This is a genomic window from Vibrio sp. E150_011 (assembly GCF_053544015.1).
The window spans coordinates 140,052-160,039 of sequence record NZ_JBHFOL010000004.1 but is presented as its reverse complement, the minus strand read 5'-3'; the positions used below and the strand labels follow the sequence as shown (position 1 = coordinate 160,039).

19 protein-coding genes are annotated in these 19,988 nt (G+C 44.9%); 10 read left to right on the top strand and 9 right to left on the bottom strand.

Annotated features, from left to right (window positions below; genetic code table 11):
• Positions 1–30: 30 nt before the first annotated feature.
• Positions 31–1,608 carry a diaminopimelate decarboxylase family protein gene (locus ACE1OE_RS09030; RefSeq protein ID WP_449210791.1) on the bottom strand — a complete coding sequence of 526 codons (1,578 nt, stop codon included), beginning with the start codon at positions 1,606–1,608 and terminating at the stop codon, positions 31–33.
• A gap of 519 nt (positions 1,609–2,127) precedes the next feature.
• Between ACE1OE_RS09030 and ACE1OE_RS09025 the strand changes: the two genes are divergently transcribed.
• The 4 genes from ACE1OE_RS09025 to ACE1OE_RS09010 all read left to right on the top strand — a co-directional run bounded on the left by ACE1OE_RS09025 (position 2,128) and on the right by ACE1OE_RS09010 (position 4,664).
• The gene (locus ACE1OE_RS09025) at positions 2,128–3,504 is read left to right on the top strand and encodes an aldehyde dehydrogenase (protein WP_372062392.1); all 1,377 of its coding nucleotides are present in this window, start codon (positions 2,128–2,130) and stop codon (positions 3,502–3,504) included.
• A gap of 306 nt (positions 3,505–3,810) precedes the next feature.
• A complete protein-coding gene (locus tag ACE1OE_RS09020) occupies positions 3,811–4,410 on the top strand; it encodes a hypothetical protein (protein ID WP_449210790.1) in 600 nt (199 codons plus the stop codon).
• Positions 4,407–4,529, top strand: a complete 123-nt coding sequence (locus ACE1OE_RS09015; RefSeq protein WP_449210789.1) for a hypothetical protein — start codon at positions 4,407–4,409, stop codon at positions 4,527–4,529. Before ACE1OE_RS09020 ends, ACE1OE_RS09015 begins: the two co-directional genes overlap by 4 nt.
• Before the next feature lie 9 nt (positions 4,530–4,538).
• Complete coding sequence (locus ACE1OE_RS09010; RefSeq protein ID WP_133148201.1) at positions 4,539–4,664, top strand: YadA-like family protein; 126 nt, start codon at positions 4,539–4,541, stop codon at positions 4,662–4,664.
• 107 nt (positions 4,665–4,771) lie between these two features.
• Here ACE1OE_RS09010 and ggt read toward each other — a convergent pair whose 3' ends face one another.
• Both ggt and ACE1OE_RS09000 read right to left on the bottom strand, forming a co-directional pair.
• On the bottom strand, positions 4,772–6,508 hold the full coding sequence (gene ggt / locus ACE1OE_RS09005; RefSeq protein ID WP_449210788.1) for a gamma-glutamyltransferase: 1,737 nt from the start codon (positions 6,506–6,508) through the stop codon (positions 4,772–4,774).
• Between the two features lie 144 nt (positions 6,509–6,652).
• Positions 6,653–7,432, bottom strand: a complete 780-nt coding sequence (locus ACE1OE_RS09000; RefSeq protein ID WP_449210787.1) for a sulfite exporter TauE/SafE family protein — start codon at positions 7,430–7,432, stop codon at positions 6,653–6,655.
• 531 nt (positions 7,433–7,963) lie between these two features.
• Between ACE1OE_RS09000 and ACE1OE_RS08995 the strand changes: the two genes are divergently transcribed.
• From ACE1OE_RS08995 to ACE1OE_RS08985, 3 genes are all read left to right on the top strand, one after another.
• On the top strand, positions 7,964–8,476 hold the full coding sequence (locus ACE1OE_RS08995; protein WP_102467984.1) for a gluconokinase: 513 nt from the start codon (positions 7,964–7,966) through the stop codon (positions 8,474–8,476).
• Positions 8,469–10,265 (top strand): phosphogluconate dehydratase, encoded by a 1,797-nt coding sequence (edd, locus tag ACE1OE_RS08990; RefSeq protein WP_449210786.1) that lies wholly within the window; start codon positions 8,469–8,471, stop codon positions 10,263–10,265. The genes ACE1OE_RS08995 and edd overlap by 8 nt, the downstream gene beginning before the upstream one ends.
• Before the next feature lie 281 nt (positions 10,266–10,546).
• Positions 10,547–11,065: a DUF2058 domain-containing protein gene (locus ACE1OE_RS08985; RefSeq protein WP_102468144.1), complete on the top strand. Its 519-nt coding sequence runs from the start codon at positions 10,547–10,549 to the stop codon at positions 11,063–11,065.
• Positions 11,066–11,137: 72 nt separating this feature from the next.
• On the opposite strand, the gene ACE1OE_RS08980 is transcribed toward ACE1OE_RS08985, so the two are convergent.
• Both ACE1OE_RS08980 and ACE1OE_RS08975 read right to left on the bottom strand, forming a co-directional pair.
• Positions 11,138–11,710, bottom strand: coding sequence for a porin family protein (locus ACE1OE_RS08980; RefSeq protein WP_449210785.1), 573 nt, complete (start codon positions 11,708–11,710; stop codon positions 11,138–11,140).
• A gap of 223 nt (positions 11,711–11,933) precedes the next feature.
• The gene (locus tag ACE1OE_RS08975) at positions 11,934–12,872 is read right to left on the bottom strand and encodes a LacI family DNA-binding transcriptional regulator (protein WP_372062404.1); all 939 of its coding nucleotides are present in this window, start codon (positions 12,870–12,872) and stop codon (positions 11,934–11,936) included.
• 319 nt (positions 12,873–13,191) lie between these two features.
• Between ACE1OE_RS08975 and add the strand changes: the two genes are divergently transcribed.
• The 3 genes from add (at position 13,192) to ACE1OE_RS08960 (ending at position 16,225) form a co-directional block, all read left to right on the top strand.
• On the top strand, positions 13,192–14,184 hold the full coding sequence (gene add, locus ACE1OE_RS08970; protein ID WP_449210784.1) for an adenosine deaminase: 993 nt from the start codon (positions 13,192–13,194) through the stop codon (positions 14,182–14,184).
• Positions 14,185–14,514: 330 nt separating this feature from the next.
• Complete coding sequence (locus ACE1OE_RS08965) at positions 14,515–15,093, top strand: YceI family protein (protein WP_449210783.1); 579 nt, start codon at positions 14,515–14,517, stop codon at positions 15,091–15,093.
• A gap of 259 nt (positions 15,094–15,352) precedes the next feature.
• Positions 15,353–16,225 carry a patatin-like phospholipase family protein gene (locus ACE1OE_RS08960; protein ID WP_449210913.1) on the top strand — a complete coding sequence of 291 codons (873 nt, stop codon included), beginning with the start codon at positions 15,353–15,355 and terminating at the stop codon, positions 16,223–16,225.
• Positions 16,226–16,310: 85 nt separating this feature from the next.
• On the opposite strand, the gene ACE1OE_RS08955 is transcribed toward ACE1OE_RS08960, so the two are convergent.
• The 4 genes from ACE1OE_RS08955 to ACE1OE_RS08940 all read right to left on the bottom strand — a co-directional run bounded on the left by ACE1OE_RS08955 (position 16,311) and on the right by ACE1OE_RS08940 (position 19,954).
• Positions 16,311–17,927 (bottom strand): methyl-accepting chemotaxis protein, encoded by a 1,617-nt coding sequence (locus ACE1OE_RS08955; protein ID WP_449210782.1) that lies wholly within the window; start codon positions 17,925–17,927, stop codon positions 16,311–16,313.
• Between the two features lie 342 nt (positions 17,928–18,269).
• Positions 18,270–18,590, bottom strand: coding sequence for an ArsR/SmtB family transcription factor (locus ACE1OE_RS08950; protein ID WP_449210781.1), 321 nt, complete (start codon positions 18,588–18,590; stop codon positions 18,270–18,272).
• A 40-nt stretch (positions 18,591–18,630) separates the two neighbouring features.
• On the bottom strand, positions 18,631–19,386 hold the full coding sequence (locus ACE1OE_RS08945; RefSeq protein ID WP_449210780.1) for a phosphatase PAP2 family protein: 756 nt from the start codon (positions 19,384–19,386) through the stop codon (positions 18,631–18,633).
• 100 nt (positions 19,387–19,486) lie between these two features.
• The gene (locus ACE1OE_RS08940; RefSeq protein ID WP_449210779.1) at positions 19,487–19,954 is read right to left on the bottom strand and encodes a DUF2850 domain-containing protein; all 468 of its coding nucleotides are present in this window, start codon (positions 19,952–19,954) and stop codon (positions 19,487–19,489) included.
• Between the last annotated feature and the right edge of the window lie 34 nt (positions 19,955–19,988).

The window sequence follows — 19,988 nt, the reverse complement described above, 5'->3', positions numbered from 1 at the left end:
TAAAGAGGCCTTGTATTGTTGGTTATTGGCCTAGCTTTTGGTTATTTTACGCTTGGTTGCTGGCTTGGTTGCCGGTTTTTTTACCGCCGCTTTTCTCGTCGCCTTTTTCTTTACCGTCGTCGTCTTCTTAAAACGCTCTGGAAGGATTTGCGTTGCAAACACATCTTCGACGGTTTCTGCGCGTTTAATCAACTCCGCTTGGCCTTCTTTGACCAACACCGTTGCGGGGCGAGGAAGTGAATTAAACTGGCTCGCTTGCGATTCAGCATAATGACCTACATCCATAATCGCGAGGATATCTTTAGGTTTAAGAGCTGGCATTTTTGCTCCGCTTTCCCAAATGGAAGGGATACAGATTGGTCCTGCAATTTCAGTTGGTTTTTGCTGCAACGTGTGTGTCATCTTGGTGGCTGGTAATACCCAGTTTTTCGACTCTTGGGATTCTACCAGCGTTGCTAGATACGTTGATGCATCGACCATGGTGTAGGTATAGTCCATTTCTTGGTCGTCTTTGACTACGTAAACCGACGTTAGCAATGTGCCAATGTTGCCTGCTATATAACGGCCAGGCTCTAACCACAACTGTGGAAGTGCAAAGCTGGCACGATTGAATTCTTCTAACATACCTTGGCATACGATCTTGGCGTAGTCCTCGATGGTATTAGTATTCATTTGATTGTCTTTGCTGCGGCACTCAGGCTCACGCTCACGTGGCCAACCTCCACCAAGATCCATCATGAATGGCTGAACTTCACATGCACGAGAGATGTCAATAATGTCACGGGCATATTGGCGATATAAGGCATCCCAACCCGATGGGTCTTTTGAAAATCGGCCTAGGTGAGTGTGAAAACCGTAGAATTCAAAAAGGTCAATGTCTTTGACTTTATTAATGATTTTCTTTGCTTCTTCTTTTAGAAGACCAAACTTGATCCATTTCATAGCGCCTTTGAAATCTGGAAATGGGTAAGCGTCGGCAGTGAAGTCACCAAAGAAGTCTTCTGGAAGTACTTTTAGGCGAACACCAATGCGTACCTTTTCTGTCGGCTTTATTTCGCGAGCAATACGCTCAACGACTTCAATTTCTTCGTAAGAATCGAGGTGAACGGCGTAGCCGTATTCAATCGCTTTGCGGATTGCGAGTTCAGGCTTCACCGTGCCATTAAGAGCGATGGTTTTTGGGTCTGCACCGGCGTAATGTGTGGCTTCAACTTCACCGGGGCCGAAACAGTCACCGCCAACGCCTTCTTCGTTGCAAATAGCACGAACGGCGAAGTTAGTGTTTGATTTGATGGCAAACATGACATTAACCGGCTGTGGCCAGTAGTTGCTAAATGCATTTTTAACGCGGCGCAGGTTGTTACGGAGCGTGTCTTCGCTTAGTACGAATAGTGGGCTGCCGTATTGCTCGATAAGGTCAGTGGCTTTACAGCCGCCGATCAGTAGATCATCACCTTGAGTAGTGAGCTCATCAGTAGGGGTAAGAATAGTATCAAGACGTTCGGCATAGTTCATATTTGCTTTATGTTCTTTAAGAAGTTGCTGTTGCTCTTCTAGGACCATACTTAAGTGGTTTACAGATTCTTCTAAACGAACTTGATGCTTCATCTCTTGCCTCTATCGAATTGGAATTCAGATTTATAAGTGCTTTAACTGATAATCATGGTATCGATTGTTTGTAAAACCATCACGTCACCCACCGTCAATAAATCTTACGCATTGAGGCTTATTGTGTTGCATTAACGTTACTTTATTCATGAGGGGTGGGTGTGGGTTGTGTTTTGGGATTATTGCTCTAAAGTGTCTAAGAGACTTTTTTCGATGATTTAGATACGGTTAATCTTTGCAAGTATATGATTTAATAAGTATCATCTATGTCTTGCCCCTTTCATTATTCCCCATTGTACTTGTCAAGTTTTCAAACGGATTTGCGTCACAAATTAATAACAATCCGTTCAATGTTTTTGACACTGAGTGACATTACCCACTTTGTTTATTCGATTAAATTGCAATCACTTTCTTGGTGCGCTCACACACTCATTTTACCAAGAAAGCGCAATAGCTAACGAATAGCTAAACAATATTAACTACAGTGCCTAGCCACTGATTCTTTATAAGGTAATGACTATGTCTTTTGATTTGAATAACGCCCAAGGTGTATTCGCGACAGTGGACGCTGCGATTGAAGCAACGCATAACGCTCAAGTTGAGTTTTATGCTACCTCTACAAAAGAAAGTCGCGAAGCTATCCTTACTGCCATTCGTGGAGCAGTATTGGCGCGTGCAGAAGACTTTGCAAAAATGGTTCGTGAAGAAACAAAGCTAGGCCGTGTAGAAGAGAAAGTCGCAAAGCATCAGTTAGCCGCAGTAAAAACGCCGGGTACGGAAGTTCTAGAAACGAAGGTATGGTCGGGTGATCACGGTATCTCTTTAGAAGAGCGTGCACCATACGGTGTTATTGGTGCAGTGACGCCAGTCACTAACCCAACAGAAACTATCGTGAACAACGCGATCTCCATGCTAGCGTCTGGTAACGCAGTCACGTTCAACGTTCACCCATCTTCAAAAGTCGTGTCAGCGGTGATGGTTGATATGCTAAACAAAACTATCGTTGAAGCGGGCGGCCCAGCGAACCTTATTACGATGGTTAAAGAGCCGACGCTAGAAACGCTTAACGAAATCGCTAAATCTCCACTGATCAACATGTTGGTTGGTACGGGTGGCCCTGGTCTAGTGAAAGCGATTTTACAATCTGGTAAGAAAGGTATCGGCGCGGGCGCGGGTAATCCACCCGTCATCGTAGACGCTTCTGCTAACTTAGACCTAGCGGCGGCTGGCGTATACGGCGGTGCATCTTTCGATAACAACCTATTGTGTATCGGTGAGAAAGAAGTTTTCGTTGAAGATTCAGTGGCTGATGAGTTCCTAGCGAAACTCGAAACCACGGGCGCTTACGTACTGTCTGCAGATGAAGCTGAGAAGCTGACGTCTGAAATCCTAACGATGGATGAAATTGACGGCGCTATGCCATGTACAGCACAAGAAATCGCTCGTGTATGGCATCCAGTGAAAGAGCACGTTGGTCAAGATGCAAGTGACATCTTGAAATCAATCGGTATTGACTCTGATACTCGTCTAGCCGTTATGGTTGTTGAGAACGATCACCCGCTGGTCCATGTTGAGCAAATGATGCCAGTACTGCCTGTTGTTCGTTGTGCAAACATCGATGAAGCGGTTGAGCGCGCCGTTGCGGCAGAGCGTGGCAACAAGCACTCTTCTTGCATCTACTCTGGCAACATCGAGAACGTGACGAAGTTCGGTCGTGCAATCAACACAACAATCTTCGCTCATAACGGCCCAACACTATCGGGTGTCGGTTACAACGCAGAAGGGACGTCAACGTTCACCATCGCTGGTCCAACCGGTGAAGGCATCACAAACGCATTGTCTTACACTCGTGCCCGTCGTTTTGCTATCGCTCAAGGCGGTTTACGTATCGTTTAATCGAAAAGTTCAACATTAGTTATCGATTCTCCCCAAGCGATAACCACCCAAAGCCGAGCGAAAGCTCGGCTTTTTTGTGTTTATACAAAAGATAATACTGATGGCAACCATGTAACAAAATATTTCATAAATAACTAACCGATCTGTTAGTAGGTACCATTTTAACCCATTCGATTTCATTCCGTATAGTCCACAACCGAAATGTACTAGACACCTAGTTCATTGAACTTATTTATATCTAACGAAGGGTTCGGAAGATTACGTGATGCAACGGACGGCTCAATATATTTATTCAGACTATTTAAAATGAAAAAATCTATTATCGCACTAACTCTTATCTCTGTTCTTTCTGCTGGTTCTACTTTTGCTGTTGATAAGGGTTATGACTTCGACAAGCCTGGCAATGGTAACAAGCAGGATGATGCGCTTATTCAAGGCTCTGGTGCTCTTATTGGCGCCAACTCAGGGAACAAGACGGTTAGCGATTACTTCAAAGCTGAGAGCCCAGAAGCACGTAAAGCAGCAGCAGAAAAATATGCTGTTGAAGTCATCAAAAATGGCGGTAATCCGATAGGTGATACTGATAAGTTCGCATCTAAGTCTGACAAAAACGGTACATTGTCTGCTCATGACCACTTGATGAACGAAGGTCTTAAGTCTATCCGCAATTCTGATGAGTTCAAGAACGCGACGGACGTAGACGCAGTCAAGCTTGGCTTCCAATCTAAATCAGATACTGGTAATAATGATCCTGACTACGGTGTTGGCGCTCCTACTCCGCCAAGCAAGCCTACTCCACCAAATAAAATACAGCCTCTATTGCTGACAATACGGCTGCAATTGCTAAAAACAGCGGTCGAATCGATAATCTTGAGGTTGCGCTTAAGCAACAAGGCGAAGAAATGAAAGAGCGCTATGACGGTGTGAAAGCAACCATGCATGCGGTCACTAACGCCCGTCCTGTTGCTTACGATGTTAGTGAGTTTGCGGTTGGTGCTGGTATCGGCGCGGCGGGAAGCAAGTAAGCATTAGCGATTGGTGGTGCATACCGCTTCAACGAGTCTTGGAGTGCTTCATTTACCACCGCTTATGAAACGGCGGGTAAACAGACGAAAGCCGATTTCTCTGCGGGTGTTGGTGCACACTACTCATTCAAATAATCGATTGCCTCGATTAGCCCGGTAAAACGGGCACCCTATAACCAATGAAAAAAGCACTCCCTCTTTAACAGGGCGTGCTTTTTTACGTTCGACTGGACGAGGTGACGTTATTCACCCAAAGACGTCGACGCTCGGCGTCGGTCTGACGCGCCGTAAATTTTACCGTCTTTTAGTTCAATGGCATTAAGCCCACTCACGACCGGAATAACGTGAACCTTGTATCCCATCTCAGTAAATTCTGGCACAAGTGATTCCGCAAAAGTGCGTTTTTCAACCAAAAGCCCGGTTGGGTTGTAAGGCTTGGTTCGGTCAATCTTGGTGCCGTACTGAATATTGGGTAAGTCGATAGCGGCTTGAGCCGACAGATCCCAATCTAACATCCCTACAATGGTTTTCAGCACATAGCCAGGGATCTGTGAACTGCCTGGGCTACCAACAACCAACCTTAGTTTGCCGTTTGGATCCATCACCATAAGAGGGGTGATGGCTGATCGTGGGCGTTTACCCGCTTCAATGGCATTTTGAACTGGCTTACCATTAAGCGTTGGGAGAGAAGAAAAATTGGCCATTTGCGCATTGAGTAATACACCATCAACCATCACACCCGAACCCATCCCTGTGCCAACAGTACTGGTCATGGCAATGGCATTGCCTTCACTATCGACAATCGAAATATGCCCGGTATCTTGGCTTTCAAATCCTTCATGATTAGCAGGAACCGCATCGATCACCTTTCCAGGTGTGATGTCTTTGGATTTCCCTGCGCCTTCTTCTGGGATCATTTCATAGCGATCATCGATGTAACCCTCGGCTAGCAGCTCTTTTACTGGTGTATCGACATAGCTAGGATCCCCCGCGTAAGCAATGCGATCTTCTTTGGCGAGTCGCATGGCTTCAACCATCAGTCGCCACGGTTCAGCAGTGGTGTAGGGCATCGTTGCAATGTCGGACTTTTCCAACATATCCAGAGATTGAGAAACCAATACTCCCCCTGAGGCAGGATAACCAAAGGAGACGATGTCGTGCCCTCGGTAACCTGATTTCACAATATCACGCTGCTTCACTTTGTAGTCGGTGAAGTCTTTTAGGGTGAGCTTACTTTCGTTGTCTTTGAGGCGAGCGTTGACGGTGTCGACGATATGTTGTCCAAGTGCACCTTGGTACATGTAACTGTCACCTTCAGCGGCAATCTTTTTCAGTGTTGCCGCCATTTTTGGGTTGGTCATTTTTGTGCCAGTTGGGCGTATTTCTTTACCGTCCCAATACAGTGTCTTGATTTCTGGGTCATGGATGAGTCGCGTTTTCTCACGAACCACAATGTCATAGGTATAGCTGTTCATCGCGTAGCCATTTTCAGCGTAGTTGATGGCGGGTTGTACCAATTGTTGCCAATCGAGTTTGCCATGTTCCTTGTGCGTGCTGTAAAGCAGTTTGAGCGTCCCAGGAATCGCGACAGAACGTGGACCAAGAATATCGTTGCGGCTGATGGCTTTACCATTGCTGTCTAAAAACATGTCCGGCGTTGCACTGGCGGGCGCCGCATCACGGCCGTCGTAAGCGGTGAAGCTTTTGTTTTTATTGTCATAGTAAAGAGCAAACGTGCCCCCACCAATGCCGGTCATATCCGGTTCGACCACACCCATGACAAGCTGCATGGCGACCATCGCATCAATCGCATTGCCCCCTTGTTTCAAAATAGAATAGCCAGTACTCGTGACATAAGGATTGGTGGCGCTCACCATAAAGTTGTCACCCTCACTATTAGGTAAGGTAGGAAAGGGATCAGGTTTTGCTATCACGGTACTAGAAACGATAGACAAAAGAAGAAGACTTCGCACAGACATGTAGACCTCAAATAAAGGGTATTGATAGTAATTAGGCTAGCGGATATGAGTAACATATCCAGTTTACTTAAGGTTACGGCAATGTCAGAAGACAGCCTGAGTTAGGTAAAGAAGGCATAAACCCAGACGAGAGATAATGCTCGTTTATAGGTAGGTGCTGTAAAAGAAATACAGGGTGATGGATATGGAACTGTAGGTAACAAAGCGACGCACAATGATTTGAGGCACCTGTTGGGAGAAATGCGCCGCGAAATAGCCGCCTGTTAATGTACCTAGCATGACGGTAAGCCCTGAGCTCCAGTCAATCAAATCGGTAAAAATAAAAATAACGATGGCCATTGCAGAAGCACACGTCGAGATCAGTAGTTTTAGCCCGTTCATGAGATTGATGTCGCGGTAGCCTGCAATCGCGAGGTAGCTCAACCCAATGACACCTAACCCAGCGTTGAAAAATCCGCCAAACACCCCGACAGAGAACAAAAACAAGCCAAGAAAAACAGTGATGAATCCACCATGATGAGTATCACCAGCCGAAAGCTTTTGTAGTGCACGGTTAGCTTTATCGCCAAAGATAAACAACAGGGTAGCCGCGAGTAAAAGCCACGGTACCGCATACAAAAATTGCTGCTCCGTTGTGTAGATCAGCAATAAACTTCCGCTGAAGCCACCGAAAACACTGAGCAATACAATTTTGATCAGATTGGAGCGGTCTTTGATGATCTCGCGGCGAAACGCAAAAGTCCCACTGAGGTAACCGGCGCAAGAAGCAAAGGTGTTGGTAGCGTTAGCAATAATAGGAGGAATGCCAACGAAGATGAGGGCAGGGAAGGTGATAAAGCTGCCGCCACCGGCAATCGAATTTAGAATGCCACCGAAAACTCCGGCACTAAAAAGCAATAAAAGCTGTAGAAAATCCAGTGACATAGTGGTTAAGTGCTGAGTTGAAACAATTGATTAACAATAAAGGATTTTGTTTTTTCCAGCAATACTGTTTACCCGTGATTGAGAGGTGGCTTAACGTTTGGCTCAACCCTCTAACAATGCATGAAGCAAGTTTACCTATACACGAAGTACGCTGGTGGTTAAGAGACAAAAACGAGCTAAGACTTCTCTAAGGTTAATCATCATTGAGAAAGCCGACGTAACGTGCCACTTGGTTTTACGATACATAGTCGAAATTATACAACGTAGTTTTTATGTGTAACCAATTGAATTGTTGTGAAAAAACAAGGTCAGTCATGTCGTTTGTCGAGGTGTTTTCAATGTGATGATATACGCTTCTATATCTACGATTAGCCGATCCATGTTCTGCTTGGGAAATAATTAATTGTGTCGTAGCTCACACTTATTTGAGTTACTGGTAACATGTTACCAGTAACATGCATAATATAAACCCATATTGACGAATTAATTAAAATCAGGATTCAACATAGGCTTGGATTAGGGGATAAGAATATGGCGGGTAGCAGTGTAATAGTGATGGGCGTGTGCGCATCAGGAAAAACCACAATAGGGGCAATGTTGGCGCAGAAATTGGGCCGCAAGTTTATCGATGGTGATGATCTTCATCCACGAGCGAATATTCAAAAAATGGTATCAGGTGAGCCACTTAACGACGATGATCGTGCCCCTTGGTTGGAGCGTATCCGCGATGCGGCCTATAGCCTTGAAAGCAAAAATGAACACGGCATCATTGTTTGCTCTGCATTAAAACGCCATTACCGAGATCAAATTCGAGAGGGTAATGAACATGTTACTTTTCTATTTTTAGATGGTAGTTATGATTTGATCCTTGAGCGTATGCGTAATCGTTCGGGCCATTTTATGAAAGAAAACATGGTGAAAAGTCAGTTTGATGCGTTGGAACGCCCAGATACAGAACCACAAACGGTGGTTGTTAATATCGACTGTACGATGGATGAAGTGGTAACGAAAGCAGCGATTGCTCTGGAGGTTTCACGTGGTTAATCAAGTAGTCAGAGAGGTCACCTCACGCATTATTGAGCGCAGTAAAGTGCTAAGAAGTCAATATCTTGAGGCGATGAAGCGCCAGGAATCACTGGGCAAAGGTCGCACTCAATTATCCTGTGGTAACTTAGCTCATGCGGTTGCTGCCTCTTGCCAGAGCGAAAAAAATCAAATTCTTAACTTTACTCGTTCAAACGTTGGTTTGGTATCGTCGTATAACGATATGCTGAGCGCACACCAACCGTATTTAGGGTATCCACAAGAGGTTAAAGTGGCGCTGTCTGAGTATGGTCATACGGCGCAAGTCGCTGGCGTAGTACCAGCAATGTGTGATGGCGTGACGCAGGGTCAACCGGGCATGGACATGTCACTCTTTTCCCGTGATGTGATTGCACAAGCAACGGCGATTTCACTGAGCCACAACGTATTTGATTCCACATTACTGCTCAGTATTTGTGACAAAATTGCGCCAGGGCAATTGATGGGCGCACTGACTTACGGTCACTTACCTACGGCTTTCGTCCCTGCTGGACCAATGAAAACGGGTATCAGTAATGAAGAAAAGGTCGATGTTCGCCAGAAATATGTTTCGGGTGAAGTGGGTGACGATGCGTTATTAAAGATGGAATGCAGCGCCTATCATTCACCGGGTACCTGCACTTTTTATGGTACTGCCAATACTAACCAGCTTGTTTTTGAGTCTATGGGATTGATGCTTCCGGGCTCTGCCTTTGTTCAACCCGATACCGCACTGCGACATGCACTGACAAAGTCTGCAGCGGTATCGATAGCCTCAATGGCGAAGGCTACGCCAAATTATCGACCGTTATATAAAGTGGTGGATGAAAAGAATATCGTCAATGGTGTGATTGCACTGCTTGCATCCGGCGGTTCTACGAATCACACCATTCATATGGTTGCGGTCGCAAAAGCGGCAGGTATTATTTTAACGTGGCAGGACATGAGCGACCTGTCAGATGTCGTGCCGTTATTGGTTAAAGTCTATCCAAATGGCCCGGCTGATGTGAATGCCTTCCATGACGCAGGTGGGGTACCGGCATTACTGAAACGTCTAGATTCGGAATCCTTACTGCACCGAGATGTTCAACCTGTCTTTGGATCATTTGCAGACCAAATGTCGCTGCCAAGTTTACAAGGTGCAGAATTGATTTGGACGCCAGTTGAGGAATCGACGGATGGCGCTGTGATCTCACGATTAGATGAGCAGTTTAGTCAAAGTGGTGGGACGAAAGTACTCAATGGGAACTTGGGGACGTCGGTCATTAAGGTCTCTGCGGTATCGGAAGATTATCGGCTGATTGAAGCGCCTGCCAAGGTGTTTCGATCTCAGCATGATGTTGAAAAAGCGTACCATGATGGTGAGCTCAATCAAGATTGCATGATTGTGGTGACGCATAACGGCCCCGCGGCAAACGGTATGCCTGAACTGCATAAACTGATGCCGATTTTAGGGAATATTCAAAAAGCAGGGCATCAAGTGGCTCTTGTCACCGATGGCCGTCTCTCGGGCGCATCAGGTAAGATTCCATCGGCCATTCATATGTCACCAGAAGCGGTGCGCGGCGGCGTGATTGGGTTAGTGCAAGAAGGCGACATAATTCGCTTAGATTGTCAGACAGGAACGTTAGAAAACCTGACCGATATGACAGGACGAACGCCGGCGGTGGTAAATACGGAATCACAACAACAAGAGTGGGGGCGCAACCTATTCTCAGTGATGCGCAATACCGTATCGAGTGCACAAGAAGGCGCAAGCTTTATCGTATAGAAAGCGTTTGATTACCCGTCCATATATTCAAATATCAAAGAGCCAGATGAACCCACGGCTTGTCTGAGTCATTTGTAGAGCCTGCGTGAGTTTATCTTGGCAGGCTCTTTTTGTTTTGTGTCATTGTTTTTGTACAATTGCTTTATGCGATGGTTTTACGCGAGTGGTTTCAGTTACTCTTATCTATACATAGCAGGAAAGTTGCTATTCAGGCTTGCTCAACGCGTCATTTCTTGGGATCATCGCAGCAGATAATGAAAATTTTTATAGGCCTGTTATTTATGTCCAAACTAAGTCTCCAAGAACAGATGCTAAAAGCTGGTTTAGTTAACGAGAAGAAACTGAAAAAAGCCAAGAAAGGCTCAAAGAAGTCACGTGTTCAAGCCCGTGAAGCTAAAGCCGCTGTGGAAGAAAACAAAGCCGCGCAGGTTGAGCGTGATAAACAGCTGAATAAAGAGCGTGATGAGTTGGTGTTGAGCAAGGAAATTCTTGCTCAGGTTAAGCAGCTGCTCAATATGAACAAGATAGACAACAAGCACGGTGATATTAAATACAATTTCACAGATGGTAACCTAGTGAAATCCCTGTACGTCGTGCAAGAGACGCGAGATCAGTTAGCGAAAGGCATCTTATCGATTGCGCGTTATGAAGAAACTTACGTTGTGATTCCGACGATTGTGGCGAAGAAAATTGCTGAACGTGATTCGACGACAGTGCTCGAGAATGATGTTAAAGAAGAAGTCCTAGCGGAAGATGACCCATACGCAGAATACGCGATACCCGATGATTTGATGTGGTAACCGTCACTCTGAAATAAAAAAGACCGCTGAATGTTCAGCGGTCTTTTTAGTTACTCATCTAGCGATGACGGATTAGAACTTGTATGAAGCGCCTAGATATAGACCACCAACAGTAAATACGTCGGTGTTGTCTGGTGCCACTTCTACATTGAATGCATCCATTTCGTAAGCAAGGCGCATCGCAAGGCCGTCAATCATTTGAGGTGAATACTCAACCCCGACGCCGTAACGCAACCCAGTAGCCCAGTCATCTTTTGTTTGACCGTTATCTTTGAGCTCCATCCCAACTCGAGATAAACCGATTGTCGCAAATGGGCGAAGACCGATATCGAACGTGTAGCCAAGGTTTGCCGCTAACGACAAGCTAGTTGGGCTCGCGGAAGCATCGGTGTCTGACGACGTACTTAATTTACCGTAATGCGTATAACCGGCTTCAATTGCCACGATACGGTTGAATTGATAGCCTCCGTACACTTTCAACGCTCGCTCACCATCCATTGTTGGAACGCTAGATTCATCGACATTTTCCATCTTACTTTCTGTAAGGCCAAACCCACCACCAATATAGATACCTGAGTCAGTTGCGCCTGCATAAGCGCTTGAGGCAAATACGGTACATAGTGCTAGAGCCACTGCTTTTTTCATTCTTAAACCTATTCTTTAAAATTGTATTTATAAGGACGTTGTTATTTGCGCAGTATTATAATGATTTGGTGTGTTTATCTCTGTGTAGGGAATGTCTGAGTCTGTATAGATGGTGTCACATTGTGTGACAATAGGCAGCAAGGCCATGCTACCTATTGTGGATATCGAACACGTGCTTACTGAAAATACGATTACCGAGAGGATGGCGATTGAGATTATGGTTTTAGAGGCTATCTCCTGTTGTTAATTGGTGTCCCAAGTCGTAACTCCGTTGTTTTGGACGTTCTCCTTTTAAAGCGGCAATGAGTAGCTGTGCGCTTTTTTCACCAATTTCGTAGCGAGGCGTGTCAACACTGATGAGCCTAGGGTGAATCGCTTGTCCGATATCTAATGCGTTGTAACCCACTACCGCGAGGTCGTCAGGAACTAAAATATTTCGTTGCTGCGCGGTTAAGATAGTGCCAATTGCCAGGTCATCATTGGTGCAAAATACGCCATCGATATCAGGGTATTGTGCTAATGCCATATCAAGCAGTTCAGAGGCTAGAGAGAAGCTAGAGTGCGAGCCTGTTAGGATATGTTTAATCTCTAACCCAGCTTCGCTCATGGCCTTATCGTAACCTTGCATACGAAGTTGAGTACGGGTATCTAGCCGTGCACCAAAGTAGGCTATCGACGTTCGCCCTTTGATGATCATCTGTTTTACGGCTTGATAAGATGCTTCAATATGATCCAACCCAACGGCCATATCAATCGGGTTCTCGGGCAATTCCATGGTCTCAACCACTGGGATGTTAGCGGTTTTAATCATTTGTAAGGTGCGTTTTGTGTGGTGGCTTTCCGTTAGAATGAGCGCATCGACTTGATAAGATAGTAATGAGGCGACCTTGTTTTCTTCCTCTTGTTCATCGTAACCAAAATGAGCAATCAATGTATCGTATCCGTGCGCTTTAGTGACCGCCTCGATGCCTTGAACAAATGATGCGAAAATTTGGTTAGAGAGCGACGGCAATAAAATCCCAATCGCTTTACTTGATGACTTAGATAGCATCGCTGGCGCTCTGTTCTCGATATACCCCACTTCCTCTACAACTTTGGCAATCTTGACTCGCGTTTTAAGTGCCACTGAGTCGGGATTACGCATGAAGCGCGATACCGTCATTTTTGTTACGCCAACTTGATCGGCGATGTCTTGTAGGGTGGGACGACCTTTTTGTTCCACTGTATTATGCCTGACGAATCAATGATAATGTTACATGTAACATTATCATTGATTCTCGTCTAAATCCAAATGCTTGTACATCGTGTCCCATAATAGTGAAGCAGGGCGACTTATTATTTTTTGAGCGCATACGTTTGCGTGGTTTTTTGCGTGTGCAAGGGGTCATTGATTCGTGTATGTTTGCTGCTCAAAGTATGCGCTACGCTATTTAATGAGCAAAAAATATCATCGTTTAAAAATAAAAAGAGTGAGAGTTAGAATGAATTACCACGCATTACCAAAAATTGATCTGCATTGTCACCTCGATGGTAGTGTCAGACCAGAAACGATTATTGAACTTGCGGCGCAGCAAGGTGTGTCGTTACCAAGTACCGATGTGGACGTGATTCGTGATCTGATGATTGCACCAGAGACTTGTACCGATCTGATGGAGTATCTAAAGCGCTTTGATTTGCCATTGTCTGTGATGCAAACCAAAGAAGCGATCGAGCGTATTGCCTTTGAAGTTTATGAAGATGCGGCATTAGAAAACGTAAAATATATGGAAGTGCGCTTTGGCCCTCTGCTTCACCGCGAACAAGATCTAACGATTGATGCGATTATTGCCAGTGTTGTTACCGGCATGAAGCGTGCAGAGGCGGCTTACGACATCAAAGGAAACATTATTTTATCTTTGCTGCGCCATATGCCGACCGATGATATTAAAGCCGTCATCGATGTAGGAGCTCAGTACGTAGGTCAAGGTGTGGCGGCATTTGATCTTGCAGGCGGTGAAGAACCTGGTTTCTGTGAGAAATTTATTCCTTTCGCTCAGTACGCTAAAGAGCAAGGGCTTAATGTCACGATTCATGCCGGCGAGCAAGGTGAAGGACAGAACGTCTTTGATGCGATTACTATGCTCGGCGCTGAACGTATCGGGCATGGTATCCATATTGCGACCCATCAAGCGGCATTTGATCTTGTTCACAGCAAGCAAATAGCACTTGAAACCTGCCCAAGCAGTAACGTACAAACCAAAGCGGTTGAGAATCTTGCTGACCACCCAATTGAATCGTTTCGTCAACAAGGCATTCCTGTGACGATTAATACAGACAATCGCACAGTATCGAACACGACCATGACTAAAGAAGTTCAAAAGGTCATTGAACAATTCGGTCTATCGGCTGATGATTATGCCCACATTTATCGTAACAGCGTTGATGGTGCATTTACGGATGAGAAGACTAAGCAGTGGTTGCTATCCAAAATTTAAAATCAAAATCGTAACCTAAGCAGCGTAACCTTACTCGTTGAAACTGTTTAACAAAAGCCCTGATAGTCGATACTGTCAGGGTTTTTTTACATCATTTTTGGTACCTAACAGTCGAGTTTATATCCTAGGTTAAAAGTATGTCCTCGCCTGAAAGTAGCCGTTCGAACGGGGTGGAATTAAAGCAGGAGATTATTATCGTGGTTATTTATTCTATTTAGTTAGCAGTTAGCAGTTAGCAGCTGGACTTAGCTCTGCTAAGTGCAGGCTTGGGGTTTCCCTAGGAGTGGTCTACAACTTAATAATGCATTTTTATTTATCAAGGATAATGGGATGAAGATTGGATTAAGCACTGGTTTAATCGCGTTGATGTTAGCACTTCCAGCATCGGCGAGTTGGATGCTCGATAATAAGGACTCAACACTAAAATTTGTGTCTACGAAAAAAAATGCCGTCAGTGAGGTGCATCATTTTAACGCAATGTCTGGTTCGATCAGCGATGATGGCAAAGCAACCCTCATCCTGGACTTGAGTAGTGTCGAAACCAATATAGCGATTCGAAATGAGCGAATGAAAACCATGCTGTTTGAGGTGGCGAACTTCAAAGATGCAACGATCACTACTGTTGTCAATATGAGCGAACTTGATGGCTCTGATATTGGCGGTATCTACACCACAACAGACGATGTTACCGTGGACTTGCACGGTAAACAAAAAACGTATGCTGCGAATCTTACCGTCATGAAATTGTCAGAACATAAGTTAACCGTTGTCTCAAACAGTCCAATTATTTTGAACGCGGCTGATTTTGGTTTGGAAGCGGGTATCGAAAAACTAAGAGAAGTGGCGGGTCTGCCGTCTATTAATTCGTCTGTCCCGATTACTTTTATTTTGGTCTTTGATCATAAATAAGCAATACCTCAGCTGGCATCACCTAAACGCTCCTTTGGAGCATTTAGGTGATTAGACCTCGAACTTAGGCATGGCCATTCTGATACCCCTGAGTCATATTCACACTGATCAGCTCTACGTTAATAATAACTGTGTCAATAACTTATCTTCAATCCTGGATTGATAGGTATTAGCTATTCTATCTATCACATAATCCCATTATATTTTGTTTTTGGCTTTCTCTATCCTGTAGTTCTATGATCGGAGTGAGAAAATGACAATGAATACACGAGCATTAATTGTAGAAGGTGGCGCAATGCGAGGCATATTTGCCAGTGGCGTCCTTGATGCCTTTATGGAAGACAATTATATGCCTTTCGATTTTGCTATTGGGGTGTCGGCCGGCGCATCAAATTTGGTGGGCTACTTGTCGCAAGCACCTGAGCGGAGTTTTGATGTCATTACCAAAATGGCCACAAATAAACGTTTTTTTAATCCTACGCGTTTTGCAAAAGGTGGCGATCTTGTTGATGTGAAATGGCTATGGGAGGAATCGAATCAGCGTTACCCACTTGATTGTGAGGCGTTGTTCTCAAGTATTCCAATGTTTGCAGCTGTTACCAGCATTGACAATGGGTTGGCTGACTATTATCGAGTGGAGCCTCATTCCTTAGCGAACATTATTGAAGCGACGACAGCACTCCCTCTTGCTTATCGCCGTCCCCCTTGTTTTTCCGGTGGCTGTTATACCGATGGTGGTGTGGCAGATTCTATTCCTGTTCGAGAGGCGTATCGTCGTGGAGCCCGAGACATTACCGTGATTTTGTCTCACCCACTAAGCTATGAAATGAAAACCAGTAAATATTCTTGGCTTATTAAGATACTGTTGAACAAATATCCTAATATCGCTGAAGCAATGAAAGTTCGTTCAGACAATTATAATCAGTCACTCGATTTCATTCGACACCCTCCAAAAGACGCCACGATCAGGGTGATCGCCCCTCCTGAAAACTTTGCAGTGAAACGATTAACGATGAATCAAGAGATTTTGAAACAAGGCTATCAAATGGGACGAATGGCGGGAGAGGAACATCTATTGATTCGCCAAGGCCGGTATGGTCTGCATGAAGAAAACTGCCATTTTTGTTTTTGAACCAAACCGAACAACACAGTAAACGACGTGGTTCAAATATGATGTGCTAACTATCGATGCGTCATTTCTTGGGTAGATTAAGGCGCTAAATTTTAAAGTAAGCCAGTTTATGTGATAAATCTTCAGATGCTTGAGCCATTGTTTGAGATTGTTCCGCTAGATTCTGGCTGGTTTGTTTTATCTCATTGGTCGACATATTTACGACGCTCACATTTTCATTGACGTCATTAGCGACGATGCCTTGCTGTTCAGCGGCGGCGGCAATTTGTGTCACCATATCGTACGTTTTATTTAAACTGTTTACAGCATCATTGAGCTGCGCTTGCGTTTGTGTGGCGAGTTGCACACTGTGTGTGACCTTATTTTGATTGGTTGCCATGACACCAAGAACACGAGTGGTGCGCTTGTTGAGTTCATCAATTGTCCGTTGGACCTGAGACGTTGACTCTTGGGTCCGACTGGCGAGGTTTCTCACTTCATCAGCGACGACAGCAAACCCTCGGCCTTTTTCACCGGCTCTCGCAGCTTCTATCGCGGCGTTGAGTGCGAGCAGATTCGTTTGCTCTGATACTTCAGTAATGACATTGACCACATGACTAATATCGGCGACGCCTTTTTGAAGTGTTTCCATCAAGGTATGCGTATCGGTGATGTCGTCTGAGATTGATCCGATATTATCCAATGTGTGGGCCATACTACGACTTCCATTATTAGCTAACGTTTTGCTTGTTTCTGTCGTTTGGGAGGTCCTTTCGGCATTTTCTGCAATATCTTGAATTGTGGACGACATTTCATTCATTGCGGTTGCAAGTAATTCAAGCTGTTGATTTTGCGACTCTATGCTGGTGGCCGTTTCTTCACTGGTTGCGGCGATGGAGGATGAAAGCTGCTCTGAATGATGGGCCGATGTTTTCGCCACAGAGATTGTGTCGCGAAGGGCTACCATCATCCGCTGTATTTGATTACTTAAAACCCCTAGCTCATCTTGTCTGTTTGTTTCTAGGGATTGGGTTAAGTCCCCATCTGCGATGTTATGTACGCTTTTTACTAAGGACTCGATGGGTAGAATGATGTTTCGAGCGATAGCGCCACAGATCAGAACGAGAAAGAGAGCAGCAATACCGTCAATCACCAACTCTTTGATCACTGAGGATCTAAACTCATCGTCAATATCAGAAAGAGGCACGCCAGTCCCAATGATCCAATCCCATTGGGGGATATAAATCACGTAAGTGATCTTCTCAGATTCTGTACCTTGTTTATCTTTCCAGAAATATTGTACAAAGCCTTGTCCCTCAGAGACGGCAAGGTTGATCAGTTGCTGCATAAAAGGCTGACCGCGGGCATCCGTGATCCCTGATGTGTTGATACCTTCATAGTGAGGTTGTGTGGGGTGCATAACGATATTCTGGCTAGCGTTGGCCACCCAGAAGTAATTGCCTTGTTCATATTTCAGCTGACGTATGGCAGCCAGTGCCTGTTCTTGCGCCTCCAGTGTTCCTGCTCCGTTCTCCAGACCGATGTAATGATGGACGAGTGTTTTTACTATCTCGATATTGGTGCGAATCCCATTTTTTCGATGTTCATAGTTTTGTTGTTTTTGTACCGTGAGATTAAACACACCAATGGAAAAAAGAATCATCACCGCAATAATAACGATGAACTGAAGTTTGGTACGGATAGACAAGCTGTTGAGATTCACTTAAACGTCCTTTGAAGGGGGCTTTGAGTTCTAAATTGAGCTCGGTTTATTGTTGAATCTTTGTCGGCAAATGGATGAAAACATTGATACCCAGAATTGATTAACTATGAATAAAGTGAATACATGGAGGGGTGAACTGAGGGGGTGTCGAAGGGGTTGCTGGGTGCTATTGATCGTGGTGATGCATTGGTGTTAGTTGTTCGTTTATTGTATGCAAGCCTATTGGCTGGTATTGAAACATCTCGAACGTCATGGTGAGATTCGAGATGTCCTCATTGTATAAATGGTAATGCGGTGATGCTGCGTTGTGATCGACAGATTGACTCGAACGCAGTGCGGTGTCTAAGAGGTTTCACTACACGAATCGTCACTACAAGACTCATCGATACAGCATTCGTCTTGTAAAAACCCAATGACGCCTTCTAGATGCTCATATTGGGCAACACAATATAATGTGCGTCCCTCTCGGCGCTGCGTGAGCAAGTTAGCAGAGGTGAGACTTGAAATATGATGCGATAAGGTTGAACCTGGGATGTCGAGTCGATCTTGAATCTCACCTACCGGTATACCTTGATGGCCTGCACGCACTACTTGGCGGTATATTGCTAATCGTGTGACGTGGCCAAGCTCTTTTAGTGCTTTTGCTGCAGTGGTGATTTGCATAGAGTTTCTCCCATTTTCTGTATTTCGATAATAATGGAAATTACTGGGAGTCTCTAGCTTTTTTTAAGGTTTCAAAGAGCCTATCGAGGATTGGGTAGGCCATGGGAATCACGACATACAACCCAAGAGCAAATAGCATGGACCCAAATAAGTCTATAGGCCGATGCATACCAAGCCATAAACGGCTCATCGCAACACTAGACGCCCAAGCTAAAGTCAATGCCGCCAAAGTATAATGACCATTTCTTACAAACAAACCACCAAAAAACAGCACACAAATTGAAGCAAAAATAGTGTGCCCAGAAGGGAAGGAATAATCAGTTTCACCCATCCAATGTTTGGTTCTCCAGTGACTGACTTGTTGCGATGTTTGTTCGATGGCTTGATTCTTCTCTTTTACGCTGAGGTCATAAAAGCCTTCCGGAGAATGTACGATATGCTGCTCCGCCAGTAGTTCCGTGTAGGGACGTGGGCTCTGTGTAACGTCTTTTAACAGTGATTTAGCAGCAAAACTTAATACCAGAAGTAACCCTAATTGGACAAGAAGAGACAACTTATTTGGTGCCTTTTTTACGACCCATGCCGCTGTTGTCATGAAGACCACTAAGGTAATTAAGAAGCCTTGATGTCCGGCCGAATAAGTAAGGTACTGCATCGCCGCGCCAGTAACATCACTGACGTCGCTACTTAATACGAACGGATAAAATATTAACGTTAACAGAAAGGTAATCGTAGCGAATACGGAGAGGCAAAGCATGCCGGAAATTTTGGTATCTGAGGTTGAAATATGTGGCATGGTATCCGTCTACTGAATTTTTTCAGCAGGCATCATAAGGGATTATTACCTTATTTCTAACAGAGCAATGTCATAATGTGACATTGTGCAAATGCCAATATCAATTAGTTGTAAAATGCTCACTTAATGCTGAGCGACGATTCTGCCCTGGGCTGTAGCCATCCATAGGCACGGTGTGTTCGTAACCTTGCAGAATAAATCGCTGTGGGGGAAGCGCTGGTGTAATACGTCGTAATTGAGGTGAGCGTGGCGTTCCTACTTTTTCGTAGACCCAAGAACCGCTGCCGGTTTTGAGTTTGATAATGCGGCCATCGAATTCATATTGAGTCGCGATAAGCCGATGATTTCGCTGCACGCCACTTGAAGCAAACGTCAGAATCTCGGTGCTTTGCTTGGGGGCACCAATCTCAATCCAGTTGCCGTAGACACGTGATGGCGCGACATGATTTTGATGGCTGGTGTAAAAAGTGACACCAAGTACTGAGGCAAGGATAATAGAAACCAATAAGATGATGACGAGAACTAGGCTATCGTTTGTCGTTGATTGTTTTCTGCGACGTGACGTCATTCAGTATTCCTTTTTTAGCTCTTAGGATGATATC

Excerpts from the sequence above, each read along its gene's own strand:
- ACE1OE_RS09030 (WP_449210791.1), bottom strand. The coding sequence starts at position 1,608 with ATGAAGCATCAAGTTCGTTTAGAAGAATCTGTAAACCACTTAAGTATG.
- ACE1OE_RS09025 (WP_372062392.1), top strand. The coding sequence starts at position 2,128 with ATGTCTTTTGATTTGAATAACGCCCAAGGTGTATTCGCGACAGTGGAC.
- ACE1OE_RS09020 (WP_449210790.1), top strand. The coding sequence starts at position 3,811 with ATGAAAAAATCTATTATCGCACTAACTCTTATCTCTGTTCTTTCTGCT.
- ACE1OE_RS09015 (WP_449210789.1), top strand. The coding sequence starts at position 4,407 with ATGAAAGAGCGCTATGACGGTGTGAAAGCAACCATGCATGCGGTCACT.
- ggt (WP_449210788.1), bottom strand. The coding sequence starts at position 6,508 with ATGTCTGTGCGAAGTCTTCTTCTTTTGTCTATCGTTTCTAGTACCGTG.
- ACE1OE_RS09000 (WP_449210787.1), bottom strand. The coding sequence starts at position 7,432 with ATGTCACTGGATTTTCTACAGCTTTTATTGCTTTTTAGTGCCGGAGTT.
- ACE1OE_RS08995 (WP_102467984.1), top strand. The coding sequence starts at position 7,964 with ATGGCGGGTAGCAGTGTAATAGTGATGGGCGTGTGCGCATCAGGAAAA.
- ACE1OE_RS08985 (WP_102468144.1), top strand. The coding sequence starts at position 10,547 with ATGTCCAAACTAAGTCTCCAAGAACAGATGCTAAAAGCTGGTTTAGTT.
- ACE1OE_RS08980 (WP_449210785.1), bottom strand. The coding sequence starts at position 11,710 with ATGAAAAAAGCAGTGGCTCTAGCACTATGTACCGTATTTGCCTCAAGC.
- ACE1OE_RS08975 (WP_372062404.1), bottom strand. The coding sequence starts at position 12,872 with ATGACGGTATCGCGCTTCATGCGTAATCCCGACTCAGTGGCACTTAAA.
- add (WP_449210784.1), top strand. The coding sequence starts at position 13,192 with ATGAATTACCACGCATTACCAAAAATTGATCTGCATTGTCACCTCGAT.
- ACE1OE_RS08965 (WP_449210783.1), top strand. The coding sequence starts at position 14,515 with ATGAAGATTGGATTAAGCACTGGTTTAATCGCGTTGATGTTAGCACTT.
- ACE1OE_RS08960 (WP_449210913.1), top strand. The coding sequence starts at position 15,353 with ATGAATACACGAGCATTAATTGTAGAAGGTGGCGCAATGCGAGGCATA.
- ACE1OE_RS08950 (WP_449210781.1), bottom strand. The coding sequence starts at position 18,590 with ATGCAAATCACCACTGCAGCAAAAGCACTAAAAGAGCTTGGCCACGTC.
- ACE1OE_RS08945 (WP_449210780.1), bottom strand. The coding sequence starts at position 19,386 with ATGCCACATATTTCAACCTCAGATACCAAAATTTCCGGCATGCTTTGC.
- ACE1OE_RS08940 (WP_449210779.1), bottom strand. The coding sequence starts at position 19,954 with ATGACGTCACGTCGCAGAAAACAATCAACGACAAACGATAGCCTAGTT.